At 69.7% G+C, this 19,278-nt stretch carries 18 protein-coding genes; 4 read left to right on the forward strand and 14 right to left on the reverse strand.

The features are described from left to right. Nucleotides 1-92: 92 nt before the first annotated feature. Together VPH43_RS07390 and VPH43_RS07395 are read left to right on the forward strand one after the other, a co-directional pair. Nucleotides 93-1,322 carry an acyltransferase family protein gene (locus tag VPH43_RS07390; protein ID WP_328577035.1) on the forward strand — a complete coding sequence of 410 codons (1,230 nt, stop codon included), beginning with the start codon at nucleotides 93-95 and terminating at the stop codon, nucleotides 1,320-1,322. Nucleotides 1,323-1,367: 45 nt separating this feature from the next. Continuing rightward, nucleotides 1,368-1,988, forward strand: a complete 621-nt coding sequence (locus VPH43_RS07395; protein WP_328577036.1) for a 2-dehydro-3-deoxy-6-phosphogalactonate aldolase — start codon at nucleotides 1,368-1,370, stop codon at nucleotides 1,986-1,988. A gap of 25 nt (nucleotides 1,989-2,013) precedes the next feature. On the opposite strand, the gene VPH43_RS07400 is transcribed toward VPH43_RS07395, so the two are convergent. The 3 genes from VPH43_RS07400 to VPH43_RS07410 all read right to left on the reverse strand — a co-directional run bounded on the left by VPH43_RS07400 (nucleotide 2,014) and on the right by VPH43_RS07410 (nucleotide 6,438). Further along, nucleotides 2,014-3,591 (reverse strand): methyl-accepting chemotaxis protein, encoded by a 1,578-nt coding sequence (locus VPH43_RS07400; protein ID WP_328577037.1) that lies wholly within the window; start codon nucleotides 3,589-3,591, stop codon nucleotides 2,014-2,016. A gap of 151 nt (nucleotides 3,592-3,742) precedes the next feature. Next, complete coding sequence (gene dbpA / locus VPH43_RS07405) at nucleotides 3,743-5,149, reverse strand: ATP-dependent RNA helicase DbpA (RefSeq protein ID WP_328577038.1); 1,407 nt, start codon at nucleotides 5,147-5,149, stop codon at nucleotides 3,743-3,745. Further along, the gene (locus tag VPH43_RS07410) at nucleotides 5,146-6,438 is read right to left on the reverse strand and encodes a DEAD/DEAH box helicase (protein WP_328577039.1); all 1,293 of its coding nucleotides are present in this window, start codon (nucleotides 6,436-6,438) and stop codon (nucleotides 5,146-5,148) included. Before VPH43_RS07410 ends, dbpA begins: the two co-directional genes overlap by 4 nt. A 207-nt stretch (nucleotides 6,439-6,645) precedes the next feature. On the opposite strand from VPH43_RS07410, the gene VPH43_RS07415 reads away from it, so the two are divergent. Next, nucleotides 6,646-6,858, forward strand: a complete 213-nt coding sequence (locus VPH43_RS07415) for a DUF3606 domain-containing protein (protein ID WP_328577040.1) — start codon at nucleotides 6,646-6,648, stop codon at nucleotides 6,856-6,858. An 18-nt stretch (nucleotides 6,859-6,876) separates the two neighbouring features. Here the strand turns inward: VPH43_RS07415 and VPH43_RS07420 are convergent, their stop codons facing one another. The 11 genes from VPH43_RS07420 to VPH43_RS07470 form a co-directional block, all read right to left on the reverse strand. Continuing rightward, on the reverse strand, nucleotides 6,877-8,571 hold the full coding sequence (locus VPH43_RS07420) for a sensor histidine kinase (RefSeq protein ID WP_328577041.1): 1,695 nt from the start codon (nucleotides 8,569-8,571) through the stop codon (nucleotides 6,877-6,879). Between the two features lie 35 nt (nucleotides 8,572-8,606). Next, nucleotides 8,607-9,419: a triose-phosphate isomerase gene (tpiA, locus tag VPH43_RS07425; protein ID WP_328577042.1), complete on the reverse strand. Its 813-nt coding sequence runs from the start codon at nucleotides 9,417-9,419 to the stop codon at nucleotides 8,607-8,609. Continuing rightward, on the reverse strand, nucleotides 9,416-10,561 hold the full coding sequence (locus VPH43_RS07430) for an ABC transporter substrate-binding protein (RefSeq protein ID WP_328577043.1): 1,146 nt from the start codon (nucleotides 10,559-10,561) through the stop codon (nucleotides 9,416-9,418). The genes tpiA and VPH43_RS07430 overlap by 4 nt, the downstream gene beginning before the upstream one ends. 7 nt (nucleotides 10,562-10,568) lie before the next feature. Then, nucleotides 10,569-11,552, reverse strand: a complete 984-nt coding sequence (gene dhaK / locus VPH43_RS07435) for a dihydroxyacetone kinase subunit DhaK (protein ID WP_328577044.1) — start codon at nucleotides 11,550-11,552, stop codon at nucleotides 10,569-10,571. Between the two features lie 26 nt (nucleotides 11,553-11,578). Next, nucleotides 11,579-12,205, reverse strand: a complete 627-nt coding sequence (dhaL, locus tag VPH43_RS07440; RefSeq protein ID WP_328577045.1) for a dihydroxyacetone kinase subunit DhaL — start codon at nucleotides 12,203-12,205, stop codon at nucleotides 11,579-11,581. Between the two features lie 32 nt (nucleotides 12,206-12,237). Next, nucleotides 12,238-13,248: an ABC transporter ATP-binding protein gene (locus VPH43_RS07445; RefSeq protein WP_328577046.1), complete on the reverse strand. Its 1,011-nt coding sequence runs from the start codon at nucleotides 13,246-13,248 to the stop codon at nucleotides 12,238-12,240. Further along, nucleotides 13,241-14,347, reverse strand: a complete 1,107-nt coding sequence (locus VPH43_RS07450; RefSeq protein WP_328577047.1) for an ABC transporter ATP-binding protein — start codon at nucleotides 14,345-14,347, stop codon at nucleotides 13,241-13,243. Before VPH43_RS07450 ends, VPH43_RS07445 begins: the two co-directional genes overlap by 8 nt. Nucleotides 14,348-14,359: 12 nt before the next feature. Next, complete coding sequence (locus VPH43_RS07455; protein WP_328577048.1) at nucleotides 14,360-14,554, reverse strand: hypothetical protein; 195 nt, start codon at nucleotides 14,552-14,554, stop codon at nucleotides 14,360-14,362. Further along, nucleotides 14,551-15,498, reverse strand: a complete 948-nt coding sequence (locus VPH43_RS07460; RefSeq protein WP_328577049.1) for a carbohydrate ABC transporter permease — start codon at nucleotides 15,496-15,498, stop codon at nucleotides 14,551-14,553. Before VPH43_RS07460 ends, VPH43_RS07455 begins: the two co-directional genes overlap by 4 nt. After that, complete coding sequence (locus VPH43_RS07465; RefSeq protein ID WP_328577050.1) at nucleotides 15,495-16,397, reverse strand: carbohydrate ABC transporter permease; 903 nt, start codon at nucleotides 16,395-16,397, stop codon at nucleotides 15,495-15,497. Before VPH43_RS07465 ends, VPH43_RS07460 begins: the two co-directional genes overlap by 4 nt. 171 nt (nucleotides 16,398-16,568) lie before the next feature. Then, entirely contained in the window at nucleotides 16,569-17,846 is a 1,278-nt protein-coding gene (locus VPH43_RS07470; RefSeq protein ID WP_328577387.1) for an ABC transporter substrate-binding protein, read from the reverse strand. A gap of 370 nt (nucleotides 17,847-18,216) precedes the next feature. Here VPH43_RS07470 and VPH43_RS07475 point away from each other — a divergent pair, with 370 nt between their 5' ends. Further along, a complete protein-coding gene (locus VPH43_RS07475) occupies nucleotides 18,217-19,251 on the forward strand; it encodes a LacI family DNA-binding transcriptional regulator (protein ID WP_328577051.1) in 1,035 nt (344 codons plus the stop codon). Nucleotides 19,252-19,278: the final 27 nt, after the last annotated feature.

Here is a 19,278-nt window from a genome sequence, read left to right on the forward strand (position 1 = left end):
GTCACAGGGACGGGGCGGCTCGTCACATCACCCGCCGGAAGACGCCGCGGGCGGTCACGCTGGCGCCTTCCGTACCGGCCCTGGACGCTGCAATGACCCTGGATCACCCTCCCCCCGCCCATCCCCACCCCGGCCGGCTCACCGAGCTCGACTGGCTGCGCATCGCCGCCTTCGGGCTGCTGATCCTCTACCACGTCGGCATGTTCTACGTGAGCTGGGACTGGCATGTGAAGTCGCCCCGCCTGGTGCCCGAATTGGAAGCCTTGATGCGGCTGAGCAGCCCCTGGCGCATGTCGCTGCTGTTCGTGGTGTCGGGCGCGGCCACCGCGCTGATGGCCGGCGCAGGGCGCCCGCTGGCCGGCCCGCGCACGCTGCGCCTGCTGCCGCCGCTGCTGTTCGGCATGGCGGTGGTGGTGCCGCCGCAGGCCTACCTGGAGGTCGTGGAGAAAGTGGCCTACGCCGGCAGCTACGCCGACTTCATGCGCCTGTATGTGCAGGGCTATCACGGCTTCTGCCGCGGCAGCGACTGCCTCGTCCTGCCGACCTGGAACCACCTGTGGTTCGTGGCCTACCTCTGGGTGTACACGATGGTGCTGGCGCTGGTGCTGCGAACGGCCGGCACCGCATGGCGCGATGCCGGCGGGTGGGGCTGGCTGTCGCACGGCGGCCGGCTGCTGTGGGCACCCTGGCTGCTGTTTGCGCTGGCGCGCATCCTGCTGGTGGCACGCTTTCCCACCACCCACGACCTGCTGCACGACGCCTACAACCATGTGCTGTACGGCGCGATGTTCCTGCTCGGCTTCGTGCTCTTCGGCCGTGCGGACGACGCCCACGGCGCCTGGGCGGCGGCGGTGCGGCTGCGCTGGTGGGCACTGGCGGTGGCGCTGGCCGCCATGGTGGTGTCCGACCGCTGGAGCGCCGCCTATGCCGGCCCGGTGGACCCGTCCGACACGGTGCTGATGGCCCTGCGCGCGCTCAATGCGGTGAAACAGTGGGCGCCCATCGTGGCACTGCTCGGGTTTGCCCGGCGCCACCTCGCCGGCCGCGACGGTGCCACGCGGCGCTGGCTGACCGAAGGCATCTTTCCCTTCTACATCCTGCACCAGACGGTGATCGTGGTCGCGGCGCACCTGCTCGCCCGTGCGGCGCTGCCGCTGGCGCTGGAAGCCCTGCTGCTGGTGGCCATCACGGCGGCCGCCTGCGTACTGGGCTTCGAAGCAGTGCGCCGCGTCCCGTGGCTGCGGCCGCTGTTCGGCCTGGCGCCAAGGGCCGGCCGGCAGCCCGGCAAGCGCGCGGACGGCCAGCCCGTTGGCGTACGCTAGCGGCTCTTTCCGGCCAGCAGCGGCCGCCCCCGGACAGGACCTGCCGTGACCCTCACCGATTACCAGCCGCCCCTGGTCGCCATCCTGCGCGGCCTCACGCCCGCCGAGGTGCCCGCCGTCGCCCGCCTGCTGTTCGACGCCGGCTGGCGCCTGATCGAAGTGCCGCTGAACCGGCCGCAGGCCTTGCAGTGCATCGCGCAGCTGGTGGCGATGGCGCCCGCCGACGCGCTGGTGGGCGGCGGCACGATGCTGAGCGCACAGGACGTGGACGACGTGCACGCAGCCGGCGGCCGGCTGATGGTGGCGCCCAACTGCGACCCGGCGGTGATCGAGCGCGGCGTGCAGCGCGGCATGCAGTGCCTGCCGGGTGTGGCAACCCCCACCGAGGCCCTGCTCGCGCTGCGCAGCGGCGCGCATGCGCTGAAGCTCTTCCCGGCGGACATGGTGCAGCCGGCCGGCATGAAAGCCATGGCGTCCATCCTGCCGCCGGGCACCGGCCTGTGGCCGGTGGGCGGCATCACGCCGCAGAACATGGGGGCCTGGCGCGCCGCCGGCGCGGCGGGTTTTGGCATCGGCGGCAGCCTCTACCAGCCCGGCAAGGGGTTGGCCGAGCTGGAACGCTCAGCCCGCGCCTTCATGGCGGCCTGGCAGGCGGGCCCCGCATGAGGCGCCGCACTGCGCCGCTGGACAATCAGGCGCGCTGACCCGCCGCCTCGGCCAACCGGAAGACGCTCACCGCGGCCACCAGGTTGGCCGCCTGCTGGCTCAGGCTTTCGGCGGCGGCGGAGCTTTGTTCCACCAGCGCGGCGTTCTGCTGCGTCACCTGGTCCAGCTGCGTCACCGCATCGCCCACCTGGTTGATGCCCTCGGTCTGCTCGTGCGTGGCCGAGCTGATCTCGGCAATCAGGTCGTTGACGCGCCGCACCTGGGCCACGATGTCCTCCATCGTGCGGCCCGCCTCGCCCACCTGCTGGCTGCCGGTCTGCACCTTGGCCACGCTGTCGGTGATCAGGCCCTTGATCTCCTTGGCCGCCTGGGCCGAGCGCTGCGCCAGGGTGCGCACCTCACCGGCCACCACGGCGAAACCGCGGCCCTGCTCGCCGGCTCGCGCGGCCTCCACCGCCGCGTTGAGCGCCAGGATGTTGGTCTGGAAGGCGATGCCATCGATCACGCCGATGATGTCGGCGATCTTCTTGCTGGACGCGGTGATCGCTTCCATGGTGCTCACCACCTCGCCCACCACCGCACCGCCCTGCGCGGCCACGGCGCTGGCCGAGTTGGCCAGCTGCGCCGCCTGGCGCGCGGTGTCCGCGTTGTTCTGCACCGTCGAGGTCAGCTGCTCCATGGACGCTGCGGTCTGCTCCAGGTTGGCGGCCTGCTCCTCGGTGCGCTGGCTGAGGTCGGCGTTGCCGGTGGCGATCTGGCTGGAGCCGGTGGCAATGCTGTCGCTGCTCTGGCGCACCTGGCCCACGATGCCGGCCAGGCTGTCGCGCATGCGCTTCATCCCCGCCAGCAGGCTGGTGCTGTCGCCGGCGCGCAGCTGCACGTCCACGCAGAGGTTGCCGGCAGCGATCTCGCTCGCGACACTGGCTGCGTAGGCGGGCTCGCCGCCGAGTTGGCGGATGATGCCGCGCGTCAGCCACAGCGCCACGCCGGCACCCACGGCCAGGCAGGCCAGGCCCAGCACGACCATGAATACACGCGCGGTGCTGATGTCGTTGTGAACCGATGCGCCGCTGGCCTCTGCCAGCTGCTTTTGCAACACCGAGACCTCGTCCACCCGCAGCTGCAAGTTGTCCAGCGCCGGCAGCGTCTCGGCGAGCATCAGCTTGGTGGCGTCGTCCCGCTTGCCGTCCTGAACCAGCGCCAGCACCTTGCTGAAGGAGCCCACATACGCGGCACGCGCCTCCTTCAGTGCGGCGAGCAGCGTCTTGCCCTTGGGGCTGTACACCAGCCGGTCCAGCACCTCGATGGAGGTGTCCACCTGCTTGCGGTTGTCGGCGATCGCCTGCTTCGCCTTGTCGACGAGCGCCTTGTCGTCGACCAGCAGCAGCTCCAGCGTGCGGCGGGCATTGTCGCGGGTGGCGGACTCGATGTCGGCGGCGGCTTCGGCTTTCACCCAGTCGCGCATGACCATGCGGTCGGTGGCTTCGCCGACGCTGCCGAAGCGTACTGCTGCGACGGCGATCATGATGCCCATCAGGGCGAGCACCGCCCCGAAGCCGGCGCCCAGGCGGGCACCCAAAGTCATGGTCTTGGCGGTTTTCACGTGGAATCCTTGAAGGCAGTGGCAGGGTCGGCCTGCACACGCCCGGCCGAAAGGCGAAGATGTCCCGTTTTCGGCCAACCCCTCACCCGCTTGAGCGCGGAAAACCCGGAGCTTCGATCGGCCCGCCTTCCCGCGGCGTTGCGGCGCCGTGTTACAGCCGGCGCACGCGCACCGACTTGCCCTTGACCTTGCCGGCATTGAGCTTGGCGCATGCCCGGTCCGCAATGCCGCGTTCCACCGCCACGTAGGTGGAGAAATCGTTCACGTTGATCTTGCCGATCTGCGCGGCGGCGAAGCCGAGATCCTTGGTCAATGCACCCAGCACGTCGCCGGGGCGGATCTTTTCCTTGCGGCCGCCCATGATCTGCAAGGTGACCATCGGCGGGTGCAGCGGCTCGGCGCCCGGCGGCGGCGTGAGCTCGCTCAGCGGATGCCATTCGCTGGCGCGGCCCTGCATCTCGTCGATGCGCCCCACCCGGCCCATCTCCTCCATGCTGGCCAGGCTGAAGGCCCAGCCGGCCTCGTCGCCGCGCCCGGTGCGGCCCACACGGTGGGTGTGCACCTCCACGTCCGGCGTGATGTCCACATTGATCACGGCTTCGAGCTGCGCGATGTCCAGCCCGCGTGCGGCCACGTCGGTGGCCACCAGCACGCTGCAGCTGCGGTTGGCGAACTGGATCAGCACCTGGTCGCGGTCGCGCTGGTCCAGGTCGCCATGCAGCTCCAGCGCCACGATGCCTTCGGCCTGCAGCACCGCCACCAGGTCGCGGCACTGCTGCTTGGTGTTGCAGAAGGCCAGCGTGCTCACCGGCCGGTAGTGGTTGAGCAGCAGGCCCACCGCATGCAGGCGGTTGCTCTCGGTCACCTCGTAGAAGCGCTGGCGGATCTTGCTGGTGGCATGGCGCTCGGTGAGCTTCACCTCCTGCGGCTCGCGCATGTAGCGGCGCGCCAGCTGGGTCACGCCCTCGGGGTAGGTGGCGGAGAACAGCAAGGTCTGGCGCTGCTTGGGCGCGTGCTGGATCACCTGCGCGATGTCCTCGGCGAAGCCCATGTCCAGCATGCGGTCCGCCTCGTCCAGCACCAGGGTGTTCAGCGCCTCCAGGGTCAGCGATTCGCGCCCCAGGTGGTCGAGGATGCGGCCGGGCGTGCCCACCACCACATGGGCGCCGTGGGCCAGGCTGGCCGTCTGCGGCCGCAGGGTGGCGCCACCGGTGAGCGTGAGCACCTTGATGTTGTCCTCGGCGCGCGCCAGGCGGCGGATCTCCTGCGTCACCTGCTCGGCCAGCTCGCGTGTGGGGCACAGCACCAGCGCCTGCACCGCAAAGCGCCGCGGGTTCAGGTTGGCGAGCAGCGGCAGTGCAAAGGCCGCCGTCTTCCCGCTGCCGGTCTTGGCCTGGCAGATCAGGTCCTTGCCGGCCAGGGCCAGCGGCAGGCTGGCCGCCTGGATGGGCGTCATGCGCTCGTAGCCCAGGCTCGCCAGGTTGGCCAGCACGGCGGGAGACAGCGGCAGGCTGCTGAAGTCGGAGGCGGCCGGTGTGCCGGCGGTGGATTCGGTCATGCCGGATTGTCGCGTGAGCGTGCCGCTGCTTCGCGCAGCTTGTCCTTCTTGCTCTTGCGCTGGCCTTTCACGCCGCCGGCGGCGGGTCGCTCGGGCGGCGCCTCGGTGGGCTCGAAGCCGGCGATCTGCTCGCGCGGCACCCGCTGGCCCTGGCGCTTTTCGATCAGGCGGAAGTGTGCCTCGGTGTCGGCACTGACGAAGCTCACCGCCAGCCCTCGTGCGCCCGCGCGCCCGGTGCGGCCGATGCGGTGCACGTGGTCCACCGGCGAGCGCGGCAGGTCGTAGTTCACCACCACCGGCAGGCCTTCCACATGGATGCCGCGCGCCGCCAGGTCGGTGGCCACCAGCACCTGCAGCCGCGCATCCTGAAAGTCCGCCAGCACCTGGCTGCGGGTGCGCTGGCCCAGGTCGCCATGGAAGGCGGCCGCCGATATGCCCTGCCGGCGCAGCTTGTCCGCCACATGCTCGGTGGCGTACTGCGTGGCCACGAACACCAGCACCCGGCTCCAGTCTCCGGCGCGCAGCATGTGGGCCAGCAGCTGGGTGCGGCGCGGCGCGTCCACCTGCACGGCGTGCTGTTCGATGGCGGCGAGCGTGTGGGCAGTTGCTGGCGTTCCCTCTTCCGCGGCCGCTGCCTCGGGTGCAGGCTCGGCAGCCGGCTGCTCCGGCACGTCGACACGCACCGGCTGGTTCAGCAGCGTCTGCGCCAGGGCCGTCACCGCCGCCGGGAAGGTGGCCGAGAACATCAGCGTCTGCCGGCGTGCCGGCAGCAGCGACATGACGCGCCGCAGCTCGTCGGCAAAGCCGCTGTCCAGCAGCCGGTCCGCCTCGTCCAGCACCAGCAGCGCCACCCGGCGAAGGTCCAGCGCGTTGTGATCCACCAGGTCCAGCAGCCGGCCGGGCGTGGCCACCACCACGTCGGCACCGCCGCGCAGGCGCATCAGCTGCGGGTTGATGGACACGCCGCCCACCGCGGTGACCACCTTCAGCGGCTGCGGCAGGTGGCGCGCGAAGCCATGCACCGTCTCGCCCACCTGCACCGCCAGCTCGCGCGTGGGCACCAGCACCAGCGCCCAGCCGCGCTGGCGCGCGGGGCCCTGCAGCCGCTGCAGCAGCGGCAACACGAAGGCCGCCGTCTTGCCCGAGCCGGTGTGGGCGCAGGCCACCAGGTCGCGCCCGGCCAGGGCGGCAGGGATGGCGGCGGCCTGCACCGCGGTGGGCTCTGCGTGGCCGCGCTCTCTCACGGCACGGAGCAGCGCGGGCGACAGCCCGAGGGAGGTGAATGACATGGTTCAGGCGCGCTGGCGGCAGCGCGTGGAGCAAGGAGGGCAACCGCGCAGCAAGGCCACGGCGTGGCGGCTGCAAGGGGCAGGCATCGTACCGCCTGCGCCGGCGGTGGCCGCAAGCGTGAGGTATGTCATGCGGTCTGCGCCCTGCCGGGCGGCACGGCCGATGACAATCGGTGTCCGCCCTCTCCGCCTGCCTCAGCACCCACCATGACCAGCCCCATTGCCGCCGACGTCGACACCACGCCCTCCAGCGGCCTGCTGATCGACGAGAACGACGAAGCGGAACTGGCGTTCTGGTCGGCCCTGTTCGGCGTGAGCGCGCTGGAGATCCGCCACGCCATCGGCATGGTGGGCCGGGCCGAGTACGCGGTGCACTGCTACCTCACCGGCTTCCGCAAGGCGGGCGGGCGGCCGCACTGAACCGCAGCGGCTGCGGGTTCAGGCAGCCACCCCGGGCGCCGCACGGCCCGCACCACCGAGCATCGCCGCGACCGTTCCCTGCTCGTCCATCCCGCCTTCGATGAGGGGCGCCGTGGGCAGCAGCACGGAGAAGGTCGTTCCCTCGCCGACGGTGCTGCGCACCTGGATCTGCCCGCCCATGGCAGTGACCAGTTCCTTGCAGATCACCAGGCCCAGGCCATGGCCCGCCACGCCGGACGCCTCTGCACCGCAGCGGTCGAAGGGTCGGTACAGGCGCGCGAGCTGGTCTTCGGTGAGCCCTGGGCCGTTGTCCTCGATCTCGATGCGGGCCGGCTCATCGGCCACGACGCGCACGCCGATCCATCCGCCTTCGCGGTTGTACTTGATCGCGTTGCTGAGCAGGTTCACCACCACCTGCGACACGGCCCGGGGGTCGACCCGGGCAGACACCGGCGCTGGCGCATGCAGCGACATGCGGATCGAGCGCCCCTGCGCCTGCGCCTCCACCATGCGCCAGGCTTCCCGCACCCGCTCCACCAGGTCGACAGGGCCGCTCCAGGCACGGCGCTGCGGCGCGCCGGCGCGGCCCGTCTCCAGCAGCAGGTCCAGCACGTCCACCATGTGCCAGCCGGTCTTGGCGATCTGCGCCACCCAGCGCTCGATGGCCGGGTTTTCTTCCGGCAGCGCGCGCGACTGGATCAGCTGCGCCAGGCCGACGATGGCGTTCAGCGGCGTGCGCAACTCGTGGCCCACCTTGGACACGAGCATGGACTTCGCCTGGCTGCACGCCTCGGCTTCGTTCTTGGCGCGCTGCAAGGCCTTCTCGCGCTGCCACAGCTGGGCCTTGGCCTCCAGGCTCTGCGTCACGTCCCGCGCCGAGCCGCGAAAGCCGCGCAGGCTGCCGTCCGGGTTGAGCAGGGGGACGGCGCTGCGCGACACGTAGCGCGAGCGACCGTACGCATACTCCCGCGTGACCGTGCGCACCACCGGCTCGCCCTTGCGCAGCACGGCATGGAAGTCGCACAGGGGCGACTCCGGCTCGCCATGCCAGTCCACCACCAGCCCGGAGGGGATCAGCTCCCCGATGGCCGGCGGCCGCACGCTGGGCTGCGCCTGCGCCGTCGGCGCGCCGTGCACCCAGGTGTAGCGGTGATGTTCGTCGGTCTCCCAGCTCCAGTCGCCGGAAGCGCGCGCCACGTCCTCCAACCGCTGCGTCAGCAGCGCCGCCCCGCGCATGCGCGCCAGCACCTGGGCCTGCTCGCGCAGCGATTGCGCGATGGCCATCAGCTGGCTGGACGGACCTTCACCTGCCGTGCCACCGGCCGGATTCACCAGCACCAGCCAGGCGCGCTGCCCGTGCGAGCCGTCGCGCCAATGCATCTGCCACAGGCTCTGCAGGCCCCATGGCTGTGTGAGCGCGGCCAGATCCGGGCAGGCCTGTTCACCGTGGCTGGCGCGCACCGAGACGCCACAAGCATCAGAGCGCAGGGCCATCGCCGCCAGCGCCTGCTGCAGGCCCGGCGCCAAGCCCTCGCCACACACCAGCAGTGTCGGGTCGGCAGCGGTGCGCAGGAGGGCGGCGTCGGCGCCGGCCAGAACGCGTGCGCAGTCGAGCAGCCCGCGCCAGTGGACGAAGGCGCTGCTTTGCGTGGCATCGATGCGCGGGCGGTTCTGCGCCCGCAGCGCTTCGTCCTGGTCGACCTTGATGCACATGGCTGTTCTCCTGCAGCAGTGGCTGCGAGGCCTGCTCAATCGGCAGGAGTGCTCCCTGGGGCCGTGGAACCGCCCGCACCCCGGCGCTCCAGCCGGTGTGCGCAGCGCGCGGCGGCCTGGCAGACCGCGAGAAATTCGGCCGGCGCAAGCGACGCGCCGCCGACCAGCAAGCCACCCACGCCCTGGCGGGCGAGGATGGCGTCCGCATTGTTCGGCGTGACGCTGCCGCCGTAGACGATCCGCACGGCGCGCGCCGACAGGCCGGTGTGGAACAGCAGCGTGTCGGCGATGAAGGCATGCGCGTCCTCGATCAGCCCGGGCGTGGCGGCGTCCTTGCTGCCGATGGCCCACACCGGCTCGTAGGCGATCACCACCGAGGCGAGGTCGCGCCCCAGCCCGCGCATCAGGGGCAGCAGCTGGCGCCGCAGGGTGGCGGCGGTCTGGTCACCATCGCGTTCCTCGGCCTTCTCGCCCACGCAGACGATCGGCGTCAGCCCTTCGGCCAGGGCGCGCTGCGCCTTGGCGGCCACTTGCCCATCCGTCTCGCCATGGCGGTCGCGCCGTTCCGAATGGCCGACGATGACGAAGCGCGCGCCGAAATGGCGGATCAGGCCGGGCGCCACCTCGCCGGTGAAAGGCCCCTCCGCTTCGCAGGAGCAATCCTGGGCGCCCCAGCGCAGCGGCGTGCCGGCGAAGGCCATCTGCGCCGCCGCGAGCAGCGGATGAGGCAGGCACACCGCCGCCTCGCAGGCCGGCCAGCCCTGCCGGGCCAGGTCGGCCAGCGCACGCACCAGCGCGGTGGATCCGTGCATCTTCCAGTTGCCGACGACCAGCGGTGGCGCGCTCATTTGACGAACTTCCCGTTGCGCGTGAACACGGTGAGGTCCACCTGCGCCGGCACGCGGCGCGTCTTGCCATAGAACGCGCCGACCCAGCCGCCAAAGTCGCGCGGCGGCAGGTTGTCCAGTGCCTCGGCCAGGCGGGCCGGCGACAGCTCACGGGCGCGACGCAGCGCATCCACCAGCAGCGTGGCGCCCAGATAGGCCTCCATGCTGGCAAACGACGCCTCCAGCTTGTGGCGTGCGCAGAAGGCCTGGAAGTGGCGCCCGATCGGCGAGGACGAAGACCACGGGAAAGGTGCCACCTGCGTCACAGACAGGCCTGCGGCCTGCGCGCCCAGCATGTCGGTGAGCGCATGGCCCCCCACGGTGGACAGGGTGTAGAACAGGCCGGTGTAGCCCGCCTGGCGCACCGCATCCACGAAGCGCGCCGTGGCCACGTAGTCGGCGCCCAGCACGATCGCCTGCGGGTTGCCCGCCAGCACCGACGACACAGCGCCCGGCAGGCTGTAGCGGCTGCCTTCGTGGTCGATGCTGGTGATGGCCGCCAGGCTCTGGCCGCGCTGCTCCACCGACGCCATCAGCGCGTCGCGCAGCTCCCAGCCCTGGGAGTTGTATTCGGCCACCAGCCCGACGCGGCGGATGCCGATCTGGTGGGTGTGGCGGGCGATGTACTCGATCTCGTCCACATGGCCGGCGCGCAGGTTGTAGATCCACGGCAGCGCACCGGAGCGCAGCTCCTGCGACCCGCTGAAGGGGGCGACGTACGGCAGGCCCTCCTCGGCCGCACCCCGCGCACCTGCGCGGTGGGCACCCGCGCCGACGAAGCCGAACAAGGCGATCGCCTGATGCTGCGCGGCCAGCAGCTTGACGTTGACCGCGGTGCGCTCGGCATGGTCCTCGTCGTCCAGCGTGATCAGCTCGATGTCGCGCCCGCCGATGCCGCCCTGGGCGTTGGCGTCGGCGAACACCGCGAGGGTGGTTTCGCGCACGGCAGTCCCCACCCGGGCGAGCGGGCCGGACACCGGCGCCGACTGGCCGATGCGCACCGGCGGCAAGGCGGCCGTGCGCGCCGGAAGCGCGCGAGCCGGAAGGCTGCGGGCTGCCAGCGCGGCAGCGGGCAGGCCGAGTAGCAGCGAACGGCGCCGCATGGTGGCCTCACCAGCGCAGCGCCGCGGTGTGCACCGGCGCATCCCACAAGGCCTTCATCTCGTCGTCGAGCACCGTCACGGTGAGCGATGCACCGGCCATTTCCAGCGAGGTGGTGTAGTTGCCCACCAGCGAGCGCACTGGCGCGAGCCCTTGCCCGCGCAGTGCCTTGGCGGCGCTGTGGTACAGCAGGTACAGCTCCATCAGTGGCGTGCCGCCGAAGCCGTTCACGTGCAGCAGCACCTCGCGGCCGCGCGCGGGCTTCAGGTCGGCCAGGATGGCGCCCAGCAACTCGTCGACGATCAGGTTGGCGGGCTTGACCTTCTCGCGCCGCCGCCCGGGCTCGCCATGGATGCCCACGCCGATTTCCATCTCGTCGGCGTCGATGTCGAAGGTGGCGCGGCCGGCGGCCGGCACGGTGCAGCTGGTGAAGGCCACGCCCATGGACGCGGTGGCGGCGTTCACGCGGTCACCAACGGCCTTGCACTCCAGCAGCGCGGCACCGGCTTCAGCCGCGGCGCCCACCATCTTCTCCACCATCAGGGTGCCCGCCACGCCGCGCCGCCCGGTGGTGTGCTTGGAGTTCTCGACCGCGACATCGTCGTTCACCAGCACGGTGGCGTTCTCCAGGTCCAGCATCTCGCTGGCGATCTGGAAGTTCATCATGTCGCCGGCGTAGTTCTTCACGATGAACAGCACGCCGCGCCCGGAATGGGTGGCGGCCGCCGCGGCCAGCATCTGGTCGGGCGTGGGCGAGGTGAACACCTGGCCGGCGCAGGCCGCGTCCAGCATGCCAACCCCCACGAAGCCCGCGTGCAGCGGCTCATGGCCCGAGCCACCGCCCGACAGCAGCGCCACCTTCTTGCTGGCGCGCTCGGCACGCGCGACGAAGGTCGGCTCGAACTCGACCCGCAGCAGCCCCGGATGGGCCTCCACCAGCCCGCCGAGCGACTCGCGCATCACCGAGTCGATGTCATTGATGAACTTCTTCATGCTGTCTCCGTGTGGGGTGAAGGGGCTTACTGGAGCACGGTGTCGCAGACGGCCGCGATCGCGACCTCGCAGGTCTTGCAGCCGGGGTCGATGTGGCCCAGGGCCCGCTCGCCGAGGAAGGACGCGCGGCCCTTGCTGGCGATCATGTCCTTGGTGGCCAGCATGTTGCGGCTGGCCTCGTCCTTCAGGTGGGCGCACAGCTCGGGCAGCGGCAGCCCTTGTTCGGTGAGCTTGAGCAGCAGGCGCGACACCGGGATCAGCACGTCCAGCATGGTCTTCTCGCCAACGTCGGCCTTGCCGCGCAGCTTGATGGCCTCCACGCCGTTGGCGAACGCCGCCGCGAACTGGCGCCGGTCGGGCTCGTCGGTGTCCTGCAGGGCCTGGCCCATCGCCATGAAGAAGCTGGAGATCAGCGGGCCGGAGGCCCCGCCGATGGTGCCCAGCAGCTTCATGCCGATCTTGTGCAGCGCCAGGCCCGGCGGCATGCCCTTGAGGTCGGGGCTCAGCACCACCAGCACCTCGCAGCCGCGGCGCACGTTGATGAAGTGGTCGCCATCGCCGATGGCCCGGTCGAGCGATTCGATCTGGGCCTCGTTGGCGAGGATGGCGCGCTGCACCGCGGTGAGCGCTTCGATGATCATGGGCGTGTTCAAGGTGTCTCCTTGTCTCGTGAAGGAAAGGCGCGTCAGGCGGCGATGCGCTGCCCGGCGGCGTCGAAGTACAGGCAGCGCTCGGGCGGGAAGCTCAGGCGCACGCGGGCGCCCGGCGTGAGGGCCTGGTCGAGCATGGTCCGCGCCCGCACCTCCACCCCGGAGCGTTCGGCCACCACCAGGTGCTTGACCAGCGAGCACTCGATGACCGAATACGCCTGCGACCCGTCGTCGGGCAGCAGCACCACGTCTTCAGGGCGGATCGCCACGTGAGCGGCTGCCGGGGTGGCGCTGCCGCTGAACCACTCCGCCGGCAGCACGTTGACGGCGGGCGATCCCAGGCGCTGGGCCACGTCCAGCGAATGCGGCTGGTCGTAGATCTGCAGCGGCGTGCCGACCTGGCGGATGCGGCCGTGCTCCAGGATCGCGATGCGGTCGGCCAGCGTGGTCGCTTCCACCTGGTCATGGGTCACGTACACCACGGTGGCACCGCTGCTGCGCTGCAGCCGCTTGAGCTCCACGCGCAGCTCCTCGCGCAGGCCGGCGTCCAGCGAGGACAGCGGTTCGTCCATCAGGTACACGCGCGGCTCGCGCACCAGCGCGCGGCCGATCGCCACGCGCTGCATCTCGCCGCCCGACAGCGCGGTGGCCTTGCGCTGCAGCTTGCCCTCGATGTGCAGCATCGCGGCCACCTTCTCGACGCGGCGGCGCACCTCCGCCTCGTGCAGCCGGCGCATCGGCGCACGCAGCGGGAAGGCCATGTTGTCGTACACCGTGAGGTGCGGGTACAGCGAGTACTGCTGGAACACGAAGGCGCAGTCGCGCAGCGCGGGCGCCATGCTGGTCAGGTCGGCGCCATTCATGCGCACGCTGCCGGCGTCGGGCGTCTCCAGCCCCGCGATCAGGCGCAGCGTGGTGGTCTTGCCTGCGCCGCTGGGGCCCAGCAGCACGAAGAATTCGCCGTCCGCAATGTCCAGCCGCAGGTCGTCGACCGCGGTGACACCGGGGAATCGCTTGGTGAGGCCTTGAAGTGAAATGCTAGCCATGGCGCATGCTCGGTTGGTGGGCACGGGTGGTGACGCTGGGTACCAGGCGCTCGGAGTCGGCGTCGAACAGCACCAGGCGCGCGGTGTCGAAACCCACGCCGACGCACTCGCCTTCGGCCGGACGGGTCGCCTTGTCCACCACGGCCTTGAGCACGCCGGCGTCGGTGTGCAGCTCGGCGATCCAGTGGGAGCCGAAGTACTCCACACGCTCGACACGGCCGCCCAGCCCTTCGCCGGCAGGCAGCAGCCGCACGTGTTCCGGCCGGGCGCCCAGCAGCGCGCGCGCCGCGCTTCCGCGCACCGCGGGCACGTCCACATAGCGGCCATCGACCTGCACGCACTGCGCACCGTCGGGCAGCTCGCCACGCACCTCCAGCAGGTTCATCGGCGGGCGGCCGATGAAGCGGGCCACGAACACGCAGGAGGGGAAGTTGTAGATGCCGTGCGGGTCGTCGGCCTGCAGGATCTCGCCCTTGTTCATCACCACGATGTGGTCGGCCAGCGCCATCGCCTCGTTCTGGTCGTGGGTGACGAACACGGTGGTGGTCTTCAGGCGTTCGTGCAGCTTGCGCAGCTCCACGCACATCAGCTCGCGGAATTCGGCGTCCAGCGTGCCCAGCGGCTCGTCCATCAAAAAGGCCTTGGGCTCGCGCACGATGGCGCGGCCCAGCGCCACCCGCTGGCGGTCACCGCCGGCCAGGCCGCCGACGCGCGAGCCCAGGAGGTGCTCGATGCGCAGGATGGAAGCGACCTGCTGCACACGGCGGTCGATGTCGGCACGCGGCACGCCCTCGTTGCGCAATGGGAACTCCAGGTTGTCGCGCACGCCCATGTGCGGGTAGAGCGCGAAGAGCTGGAACACCATCGCGATGTCGCGCTCGCGCGGGCGCAGGTAGGTGACGTCGTCGCCATCGAGGGTGATGGAGCCCGCGGTGGGGAACTCCAGCCCCGCGATCATGCGCAGCGTGGTCGTCTTGCCGCAGCCCGAGGGGCCGAGCAGCACGACGAACTTGCCGTCTTCGAGCACCAGCGAGGAGTCGCGCACCGCGGTGAAGTCGGCAAAGCGCTTCTGCAGGTTCCGGATTCGGATTTCAGCCATGGTGATGCTCAATTACTTTTGCGGCAGGCGGCCGGAGATGTCGTAGCCGATCACACCGACCAGCAACACGGTGAAGCCGTAGCTGTAGACGGCTATGGACCACGGCTGCATCAGCATCAGCAGGCCCAGGCCGATGAGGCCGCCGGCGCCGGCTTCCCAGGGCGCACGCCGCAGCCACTTCCGGTGGGGGGGTTGGGTGGTGGTCATTTGCGGATCGCTCCGAAGGTGACGCCGCGCAGCAGGTGCTTGCGCAGCAGCACGGTGAAGGTGAGCACCGGCAGCAGGAACAGCGTGGTGCCGGCCGCCATCGCGGGCCAGTCCAGGCCGCCCTCGCCGATGATGGTCGGGATGAACGGCGGTGAGGTCTGCGCCGTCCCGCTGGTCAGCAGCAGCGCGAAGGCGTACTCGTTCCACGCGAAGATCAGGCAGAAGATCGCGGTGGTGGCGATGCCGGTGGCCGCCTGCGGCAGCACCACCTTCACGAAGGCCTGCCAGCGCGTGTAGCCGTCGACCATGGCGGCCTCCTCGTACTCGCGCGGGATCTCGTCCATGAAGCCCTGCAGCAGCCACACCGACAGCGAGAGGTTCACCACCGTGTAGAGCAGGATCAGGCCCACGTGCGTGTCGTTCAGGCCGACATGGCGGAACATCAGGTACACGGGAATAGCGATCGCGATCGGCGGCATCATCCGCGTCGAGAGGATGAAGAAAAGCAGGTCCTGCTTGCCCGGCACGCGAAAGCGCGAGAACGCATATGCGGCGAGCGTGCCCAGCACCACCGACACCAGCGTCGAGCCGAAGCCGATGAGCAGCGAGTTGCTGTAGCGGTCGATGAAGCGCGAGGGGCCCGCGAGGATCATCTGCTGGTCGCGCACCAGGCCTTCGTACCAGGTGGCCGGCGGCGGCAGCGACGCCAGCTCCTCGGCCGAGACACGCGAGCGCGTGGTGAAGAGGTTGACGTAACCGACCAGCGACGCTTCAGTCACCACCTTGGGCGGGTAGGCGATCGCATCGTTGGGCGTGCGAAAGCTCGTCATGAAGATCCAGGCCAGCGGGATCAGCGAGATCACGGCATACGTGATCACGACAATCCCGGCGAACCATTTGGCGCGAGCGCTCGGCTCGAGCGGGCTGTGTGGGATGGTTCTCATCGCTGCTTCACCTTGTCAAGGAAACGCACCGCGACCTGCGACAACCCGTAGATGGACACGAACATGATGATCGCCAGGGCGGACGCATAGCCGGTGCGCCATTTCTCGAAGGCCTCGCGCTTGAGCTTGATGGACGCGAGCTCGGTCACCGAGCCGGGGCCGCCGTTGGTGAGCTGGTCCACCAGGTCGAACATCTTGAAGTTCTCGATGGTGCGGAACAGCAGCGCAAGGATGATGAAGGGCATCACCATCGGCAGCGTGATGCGCCAGAACGTGGTCCAGGCCGAGGCGCGGTCGATCTCGGCGGCCTCGTACAGGTAGGACGGGATGGAGCGCAGCCCGGCCAGCAGCAGCAGCATCACGTACGGGGTCCACATCCAGGTGTCCACCAGCACGATGGCCCAGGGCGACAGCTGCGTGTCGCCCAGCATCGTGAAGGCGCCCGGGCCGCCGAAGAAATTGACGATGTAGTTGAAGATGCCGTATTGCGGCTCGAAGAAGTACTTCCAGAAGGTGCCCACGACCGCCGGCGCCAGCATCATCGGCAGCAGGATCGCGGTGCTCCAGAAACTGTGCGAACGGAATCGGCGGTTGAGCAGCAGCGCGAGCGCGAAGCCCAACAGCAGCTGCAGCGTGATGGAGCACACGAGGAAGTGCGCGGTGGCGCGCATGTTTTCCCAGATCGCCTCGTCGCCCAGCACCCGCTGGTAGTTGGAGATGCCCACCCACACGGTGTCGGCATTCGGCCGGTTGGCCCGGAAGTTGGTGAACGACAGGTAGATCGTCCACAGCAGCGGGAAGATGTTGAAGGCCAGCAGCAGCACGATGGTGGGCCCCACGAACAGCCAGGCGAGCGCCCGGTCCGAGAGTCCTTGTGCTGACAGCAGGCGAAATCGCATGGGATTCGAGGCGATGGGCCCCGCTTGGACGTAACTCATGACGGCTCTCAGTTGAAACACACGGGAGCTTGCGAACCTCGGTCGGAACCAAGCGGCTGCCGCGGAACCGGCTTTGCCGGGCCGCCGGCAGCGCCCCCTTGAGGGGGAGCGCCGAAGGCGCTCCGGGGGTGGTCAGGGTTTGAGTTTTCCGTCTTCCTTGAAGACCTCGGTCCAGTCCTTGAGCAGTCCGTCGAGCGCTTCCTGCGGCGTGCCCTTGCCGGCCACCACGTAGTCATGCGTGCGCTTCTGCATCGCCAGCAGCAGCTGCGCATAGCTCGGCTCGGCCCAGAAGTCCTTGACGATCTTCATCGAGTCCTGGAACACCTGCGCGTACGAGGTGCTGGTGGCGAAGCCCGGCTGATTGAGGATGGAGTTCAGGCAGGTGAAGCCGCCGCCTTCCCACCACTTCTGCTGGATGGCGGGCTGGGCGAACCACTTCATGTACTCCAGCGCCATGTCCTTCTTGTCGGAGTACTTCACGACCGAGATGCCCTGCCCGCCCAGCTGCGCGTGCTGCACCGTGCCCTTGGGGATCGGGAAGAAGCCGGTCTTCTCGCCACCGACCTGCGGGTCCTTCGAGATGCCCGGGAAGAAGGCGATGAAGTTCATCTGCATCGCCACCTGGCCGGACTTGTAGGCGTCCAGGTCCTCGGTCATGTACGCGTTGGAGTGCCCCGGCGGCGTGCAGCAGTCGTACAGGTCCTTGTAGAGCGCCAGGCCCTTGACGGCGCCGGGCCCGTTGATGAAGCCTTTCATGTCGTACGGCTTCTTCGGGTTGTCGTAGTCCATGCCATAGGCGTACATCGTGTTGGTCACGCCCATGGTGATGCCCTCGGAGCCCCGCTCGGTGTAGAGCGCCGCGCCGTACACCTTCTTCCCGTCGATGTTGCGGTTCTGGAAGAACTGGCCCACCTGCTTGAACTCGTCCCAGGTCTTGGGCGGTGCCAGCTCACGGCCGTACTTCTGCTTGAACTCGGCGCGCAGCTCGGGCCGGGAGAACCAGTCCTTGCGGTAGGTGAAGGCCACCGCGTCGCCCATGGCCGGCAGCGCGTAGTAGTTCTTCGTGCCCTTGGGCCAGGTGGCGTAGCCCTCGACCGTGGCCGGCGCGAAGTCGGACATCTTGATGCCGCTCTTGTCGAAGAACTCGTTGAGCTTGACGTAGTGGCCCTCGGTGGCGGCCGAACCGACCCACTGGCTGTCGCCGATGAGCAGGTCGCACAGCTTGCCCTTGGAGTTCAGCTCATTGAGCATGCGCTGCGCAAAGTTCGGCCAGGGCACGAACTCGTACTTCATCGCGATGCCGGTCTTGGCGGTGAAGTCCTTCGACAGCTCCACGAGCGCGTTGGCGGGATCCCAGGCGGCCCAGCACAGGGTCAACTGCTTTTGTTGCGCCTGCGCTGCGCCGCTCATCAGTGCAGCCGTCGCGAACGCGCTCGCGGCAACGGCCAGCCTGGTCTTGTTGAAGCTCATCCTTTGGTCTCCGGTTCGGTATGGGTCGCGGCCGCTCGCCGCTGCCGTGGTGTTGTGGCCGGCCCTGTGGCGGCCAGCCTCCTGGGGACCCTGCCCGACAGCGACGAGCAGCGACCTTGGGATGAAGTCTAGGTCCATCATTTAATAAATCACTCAATACAAACCCTAAAGACATCGAGAACCCCCGTTCAGCGTGACGTTGTGACGAAACGAACGGCCTCGGAGCCTCCGCAGGGGCACTCTTGGCCCCAGCAGCGGATTCGGCGACACTGCGATGGATTTAATTCCTGGCATCTTTGTCTGCAGTCTCATGACGAGCCCCGTCACCATCACCAAGATCGCGGAAACCGCCGGTGTCAGCACCGCCACCGTGGATCGGGTGCTGAACAACCGGCCCGGGGTGAACCCCGCCACCGTGCGCAAGGTGCGCGAGGCCATGGCTGCGCTCGGCGGCGGCGCGCCCATCCGCGGCCGGCCGCGTTCCACCTCGAACTACCGCTTCGCCTTCGTGCTGCCGGCGGCCCGCCTGGGCTTTTTCGACCTCGTCGACCGCGTGGTGGCCCAGGCGGCGGGCGAGTTCCGGCACCAGCACATCACCGAGGTGACCCATCGCCTGCCGGCCAACGACCCCGCCGAGTTCGCCGCGGAGCTGGCCAAGCTGTCCGACCTGGACGGCATCGCCTTGCTGGGCCCTGACGTGCCCGTGGTGAAGCTGGCGGTCAATGAGCTGGTGCGGGCCGGGGTGCATGTGGTCACGCTGTTCTCCGACGTGCCGGGTTCGCTGCGCGAGACCGCGATCGGGGCCGACAACCGTGCCGCCGGCCGCACTGCCGGCCTGCTGGTGGGCCGCTCGCTGCCGCGCGACACCCCCGCGCTGTGTGCCCTGCTCTCCCCTGCCACGCGCTACGCGGCGGAGATCGACCGTCGCATCGGTTTCCAGCAGGTGATGGAGGAGCGCTTCCCGCAGGCCAAGGTGCTGCGCCTGTTCGAACTGCCCGAATCCGAGGAGCAGGCCTGCGACTACGCCCGCGCGGCGCTCAAGCCGGAGGCCATCGGCGGGCGCCTGGACGCGCTGTACAACGTGGGCCCCTGCAGCTTCGGCGTGGCACGCGCCCTGGCAGAACACGGCCACGGCCACGAACTGATGTTCGTGGCGCACGACCTGCTGGAGGTGCACCGCACCATGCTGCTGTCAGGTTCGCTCAGCTACCTGCTGCACCAGGACGTGCAGTACGCCGTCATCGCGGCCAGCCGGGTGCTGCGCGCCCTGTGCGACGGCGTGCGCGGGGCGCTGGCCATCAACAACCCGCGCATCGAAATCCTCACCGCGGAAAATCTCGCGTGACAAGGCGCGTTGCGCCGCTTCACAATC

The sequence above is a fragment of the Ideonella sp. BN130291 genome, assembly GCF_036231905.1.
Taxonomy (GTDB): domain Bacteria; phylum Pseudomonadota; class Gammaproteobacteria; order Burkholderiales; family Burkholderiaceae_C; genus CAMLIZ01.

Bases quoted from the DNA above. Each gene is read 5' to 3' on its own strand.
- dbpA (WP_328577038.1), bottom strand. From the start codon at position 5,149: ATGACCGAATCCACCGCCGGCACACCGGCCGCCTCCGACTTCAGCAGC.
- VPH43_RS07390 (WP_328577035.1), top strand. From the start codon at position 93: ATGACCCTGGATCACCCTCCCCCCGCCCATCCCCACCCCGGCCGGCTC.
- VPH43_RS07430 (WP_328577043.1), bottom strand. From the start codon at position 10,561: ATGCGGCGCCGTTCGCTGCTACTCGGCCTGCCCGCTGCCGCGCTGGCA.
- dhaK (WP_328577044.1), bottom strand. From the start codon at position 11,552: ATGAAGAAGTTCATCAATGACATCGACTCGGTGATGCGCGAGTCGCTC.
- VPH43_RS07455 (WP_328577048.1), bottom strand. From the start codon at position 14,554: ATGACCACCACCCAACCCCCCCACCGGAAGTGGCTGCGGCGTGCGCCC.
- VPH43_RS07475 (WP_328577051.1), top strand. From the start codon at position 18,217: ATGACGAGCCCCGTCACCATCACCAAGATCGCGGAAACCGCCGGTGTC.
- VPH43_RS07445 (WP_328577046.1), bottom strand. From the start codon at position 13,248: ATGGCTAGCATTTCACTTCAAGGCCTCACCAAGCGATTCCCCGGTGTC.
- tpiA (WP_328577042.1), bottom strand. From the start codon at position 9,419: ATGAGCGCGCCACCGCTGGTCGTCGGCAACTGGAAGATGCACGGATCC.
- VPH43_RS07460 (WP_328577049.1), bottom strand. From the start codon at position 15,498: ATGAGAACCATCCCACACAGCCCGCTCGAGCCGAGCGCTCGCGCCAAA.
- VPH43_RS07415 (WP_328577040.1), top strand. From the start codon at position 6,646: ATGACCAGCCCCATTGCCGCCGACGTCGACACCACGCCCTCCAGCGGC.
- VPH43_RS07465 (WP_328577050.1), bottom strand. From the start codon at position 16,397: ATGCGATTTCGCCTGCTGTCAGCACAAGGACTCTCGGACCGGGCGCTC.
- VPH43_RS07410 (WP_328577039.1), bottom strand. From the start codon at position 6,438: ATGTCATTCACCTCCCTCGGGCTGTCGCCCGCGCTGCTCCGTGCCGTG.
- VPH43_RS07470 (WP_328577387.1), bottom strand. From the start codon at position 17,846: ATGAGCGGCGCAGCGCAGGCGCAACAAAAGCAGTTGACCCTGTGCTGG.
- VPH43_RS07450 (WP_328577047.1), bottom strand. From the start codon at position 14,347: ATGGCTGAAATCCGAATCCGGAACCTGCAGAAGCGCTTTGCCGACTTC.
- VPH43_RS07420 (WP_328577041.1), bottom strand. From the start codon at position 8,571: ATGTGCATCAAGGTCGACCAGGACGAAGCGCTGCGGGCGCAGAACCGC.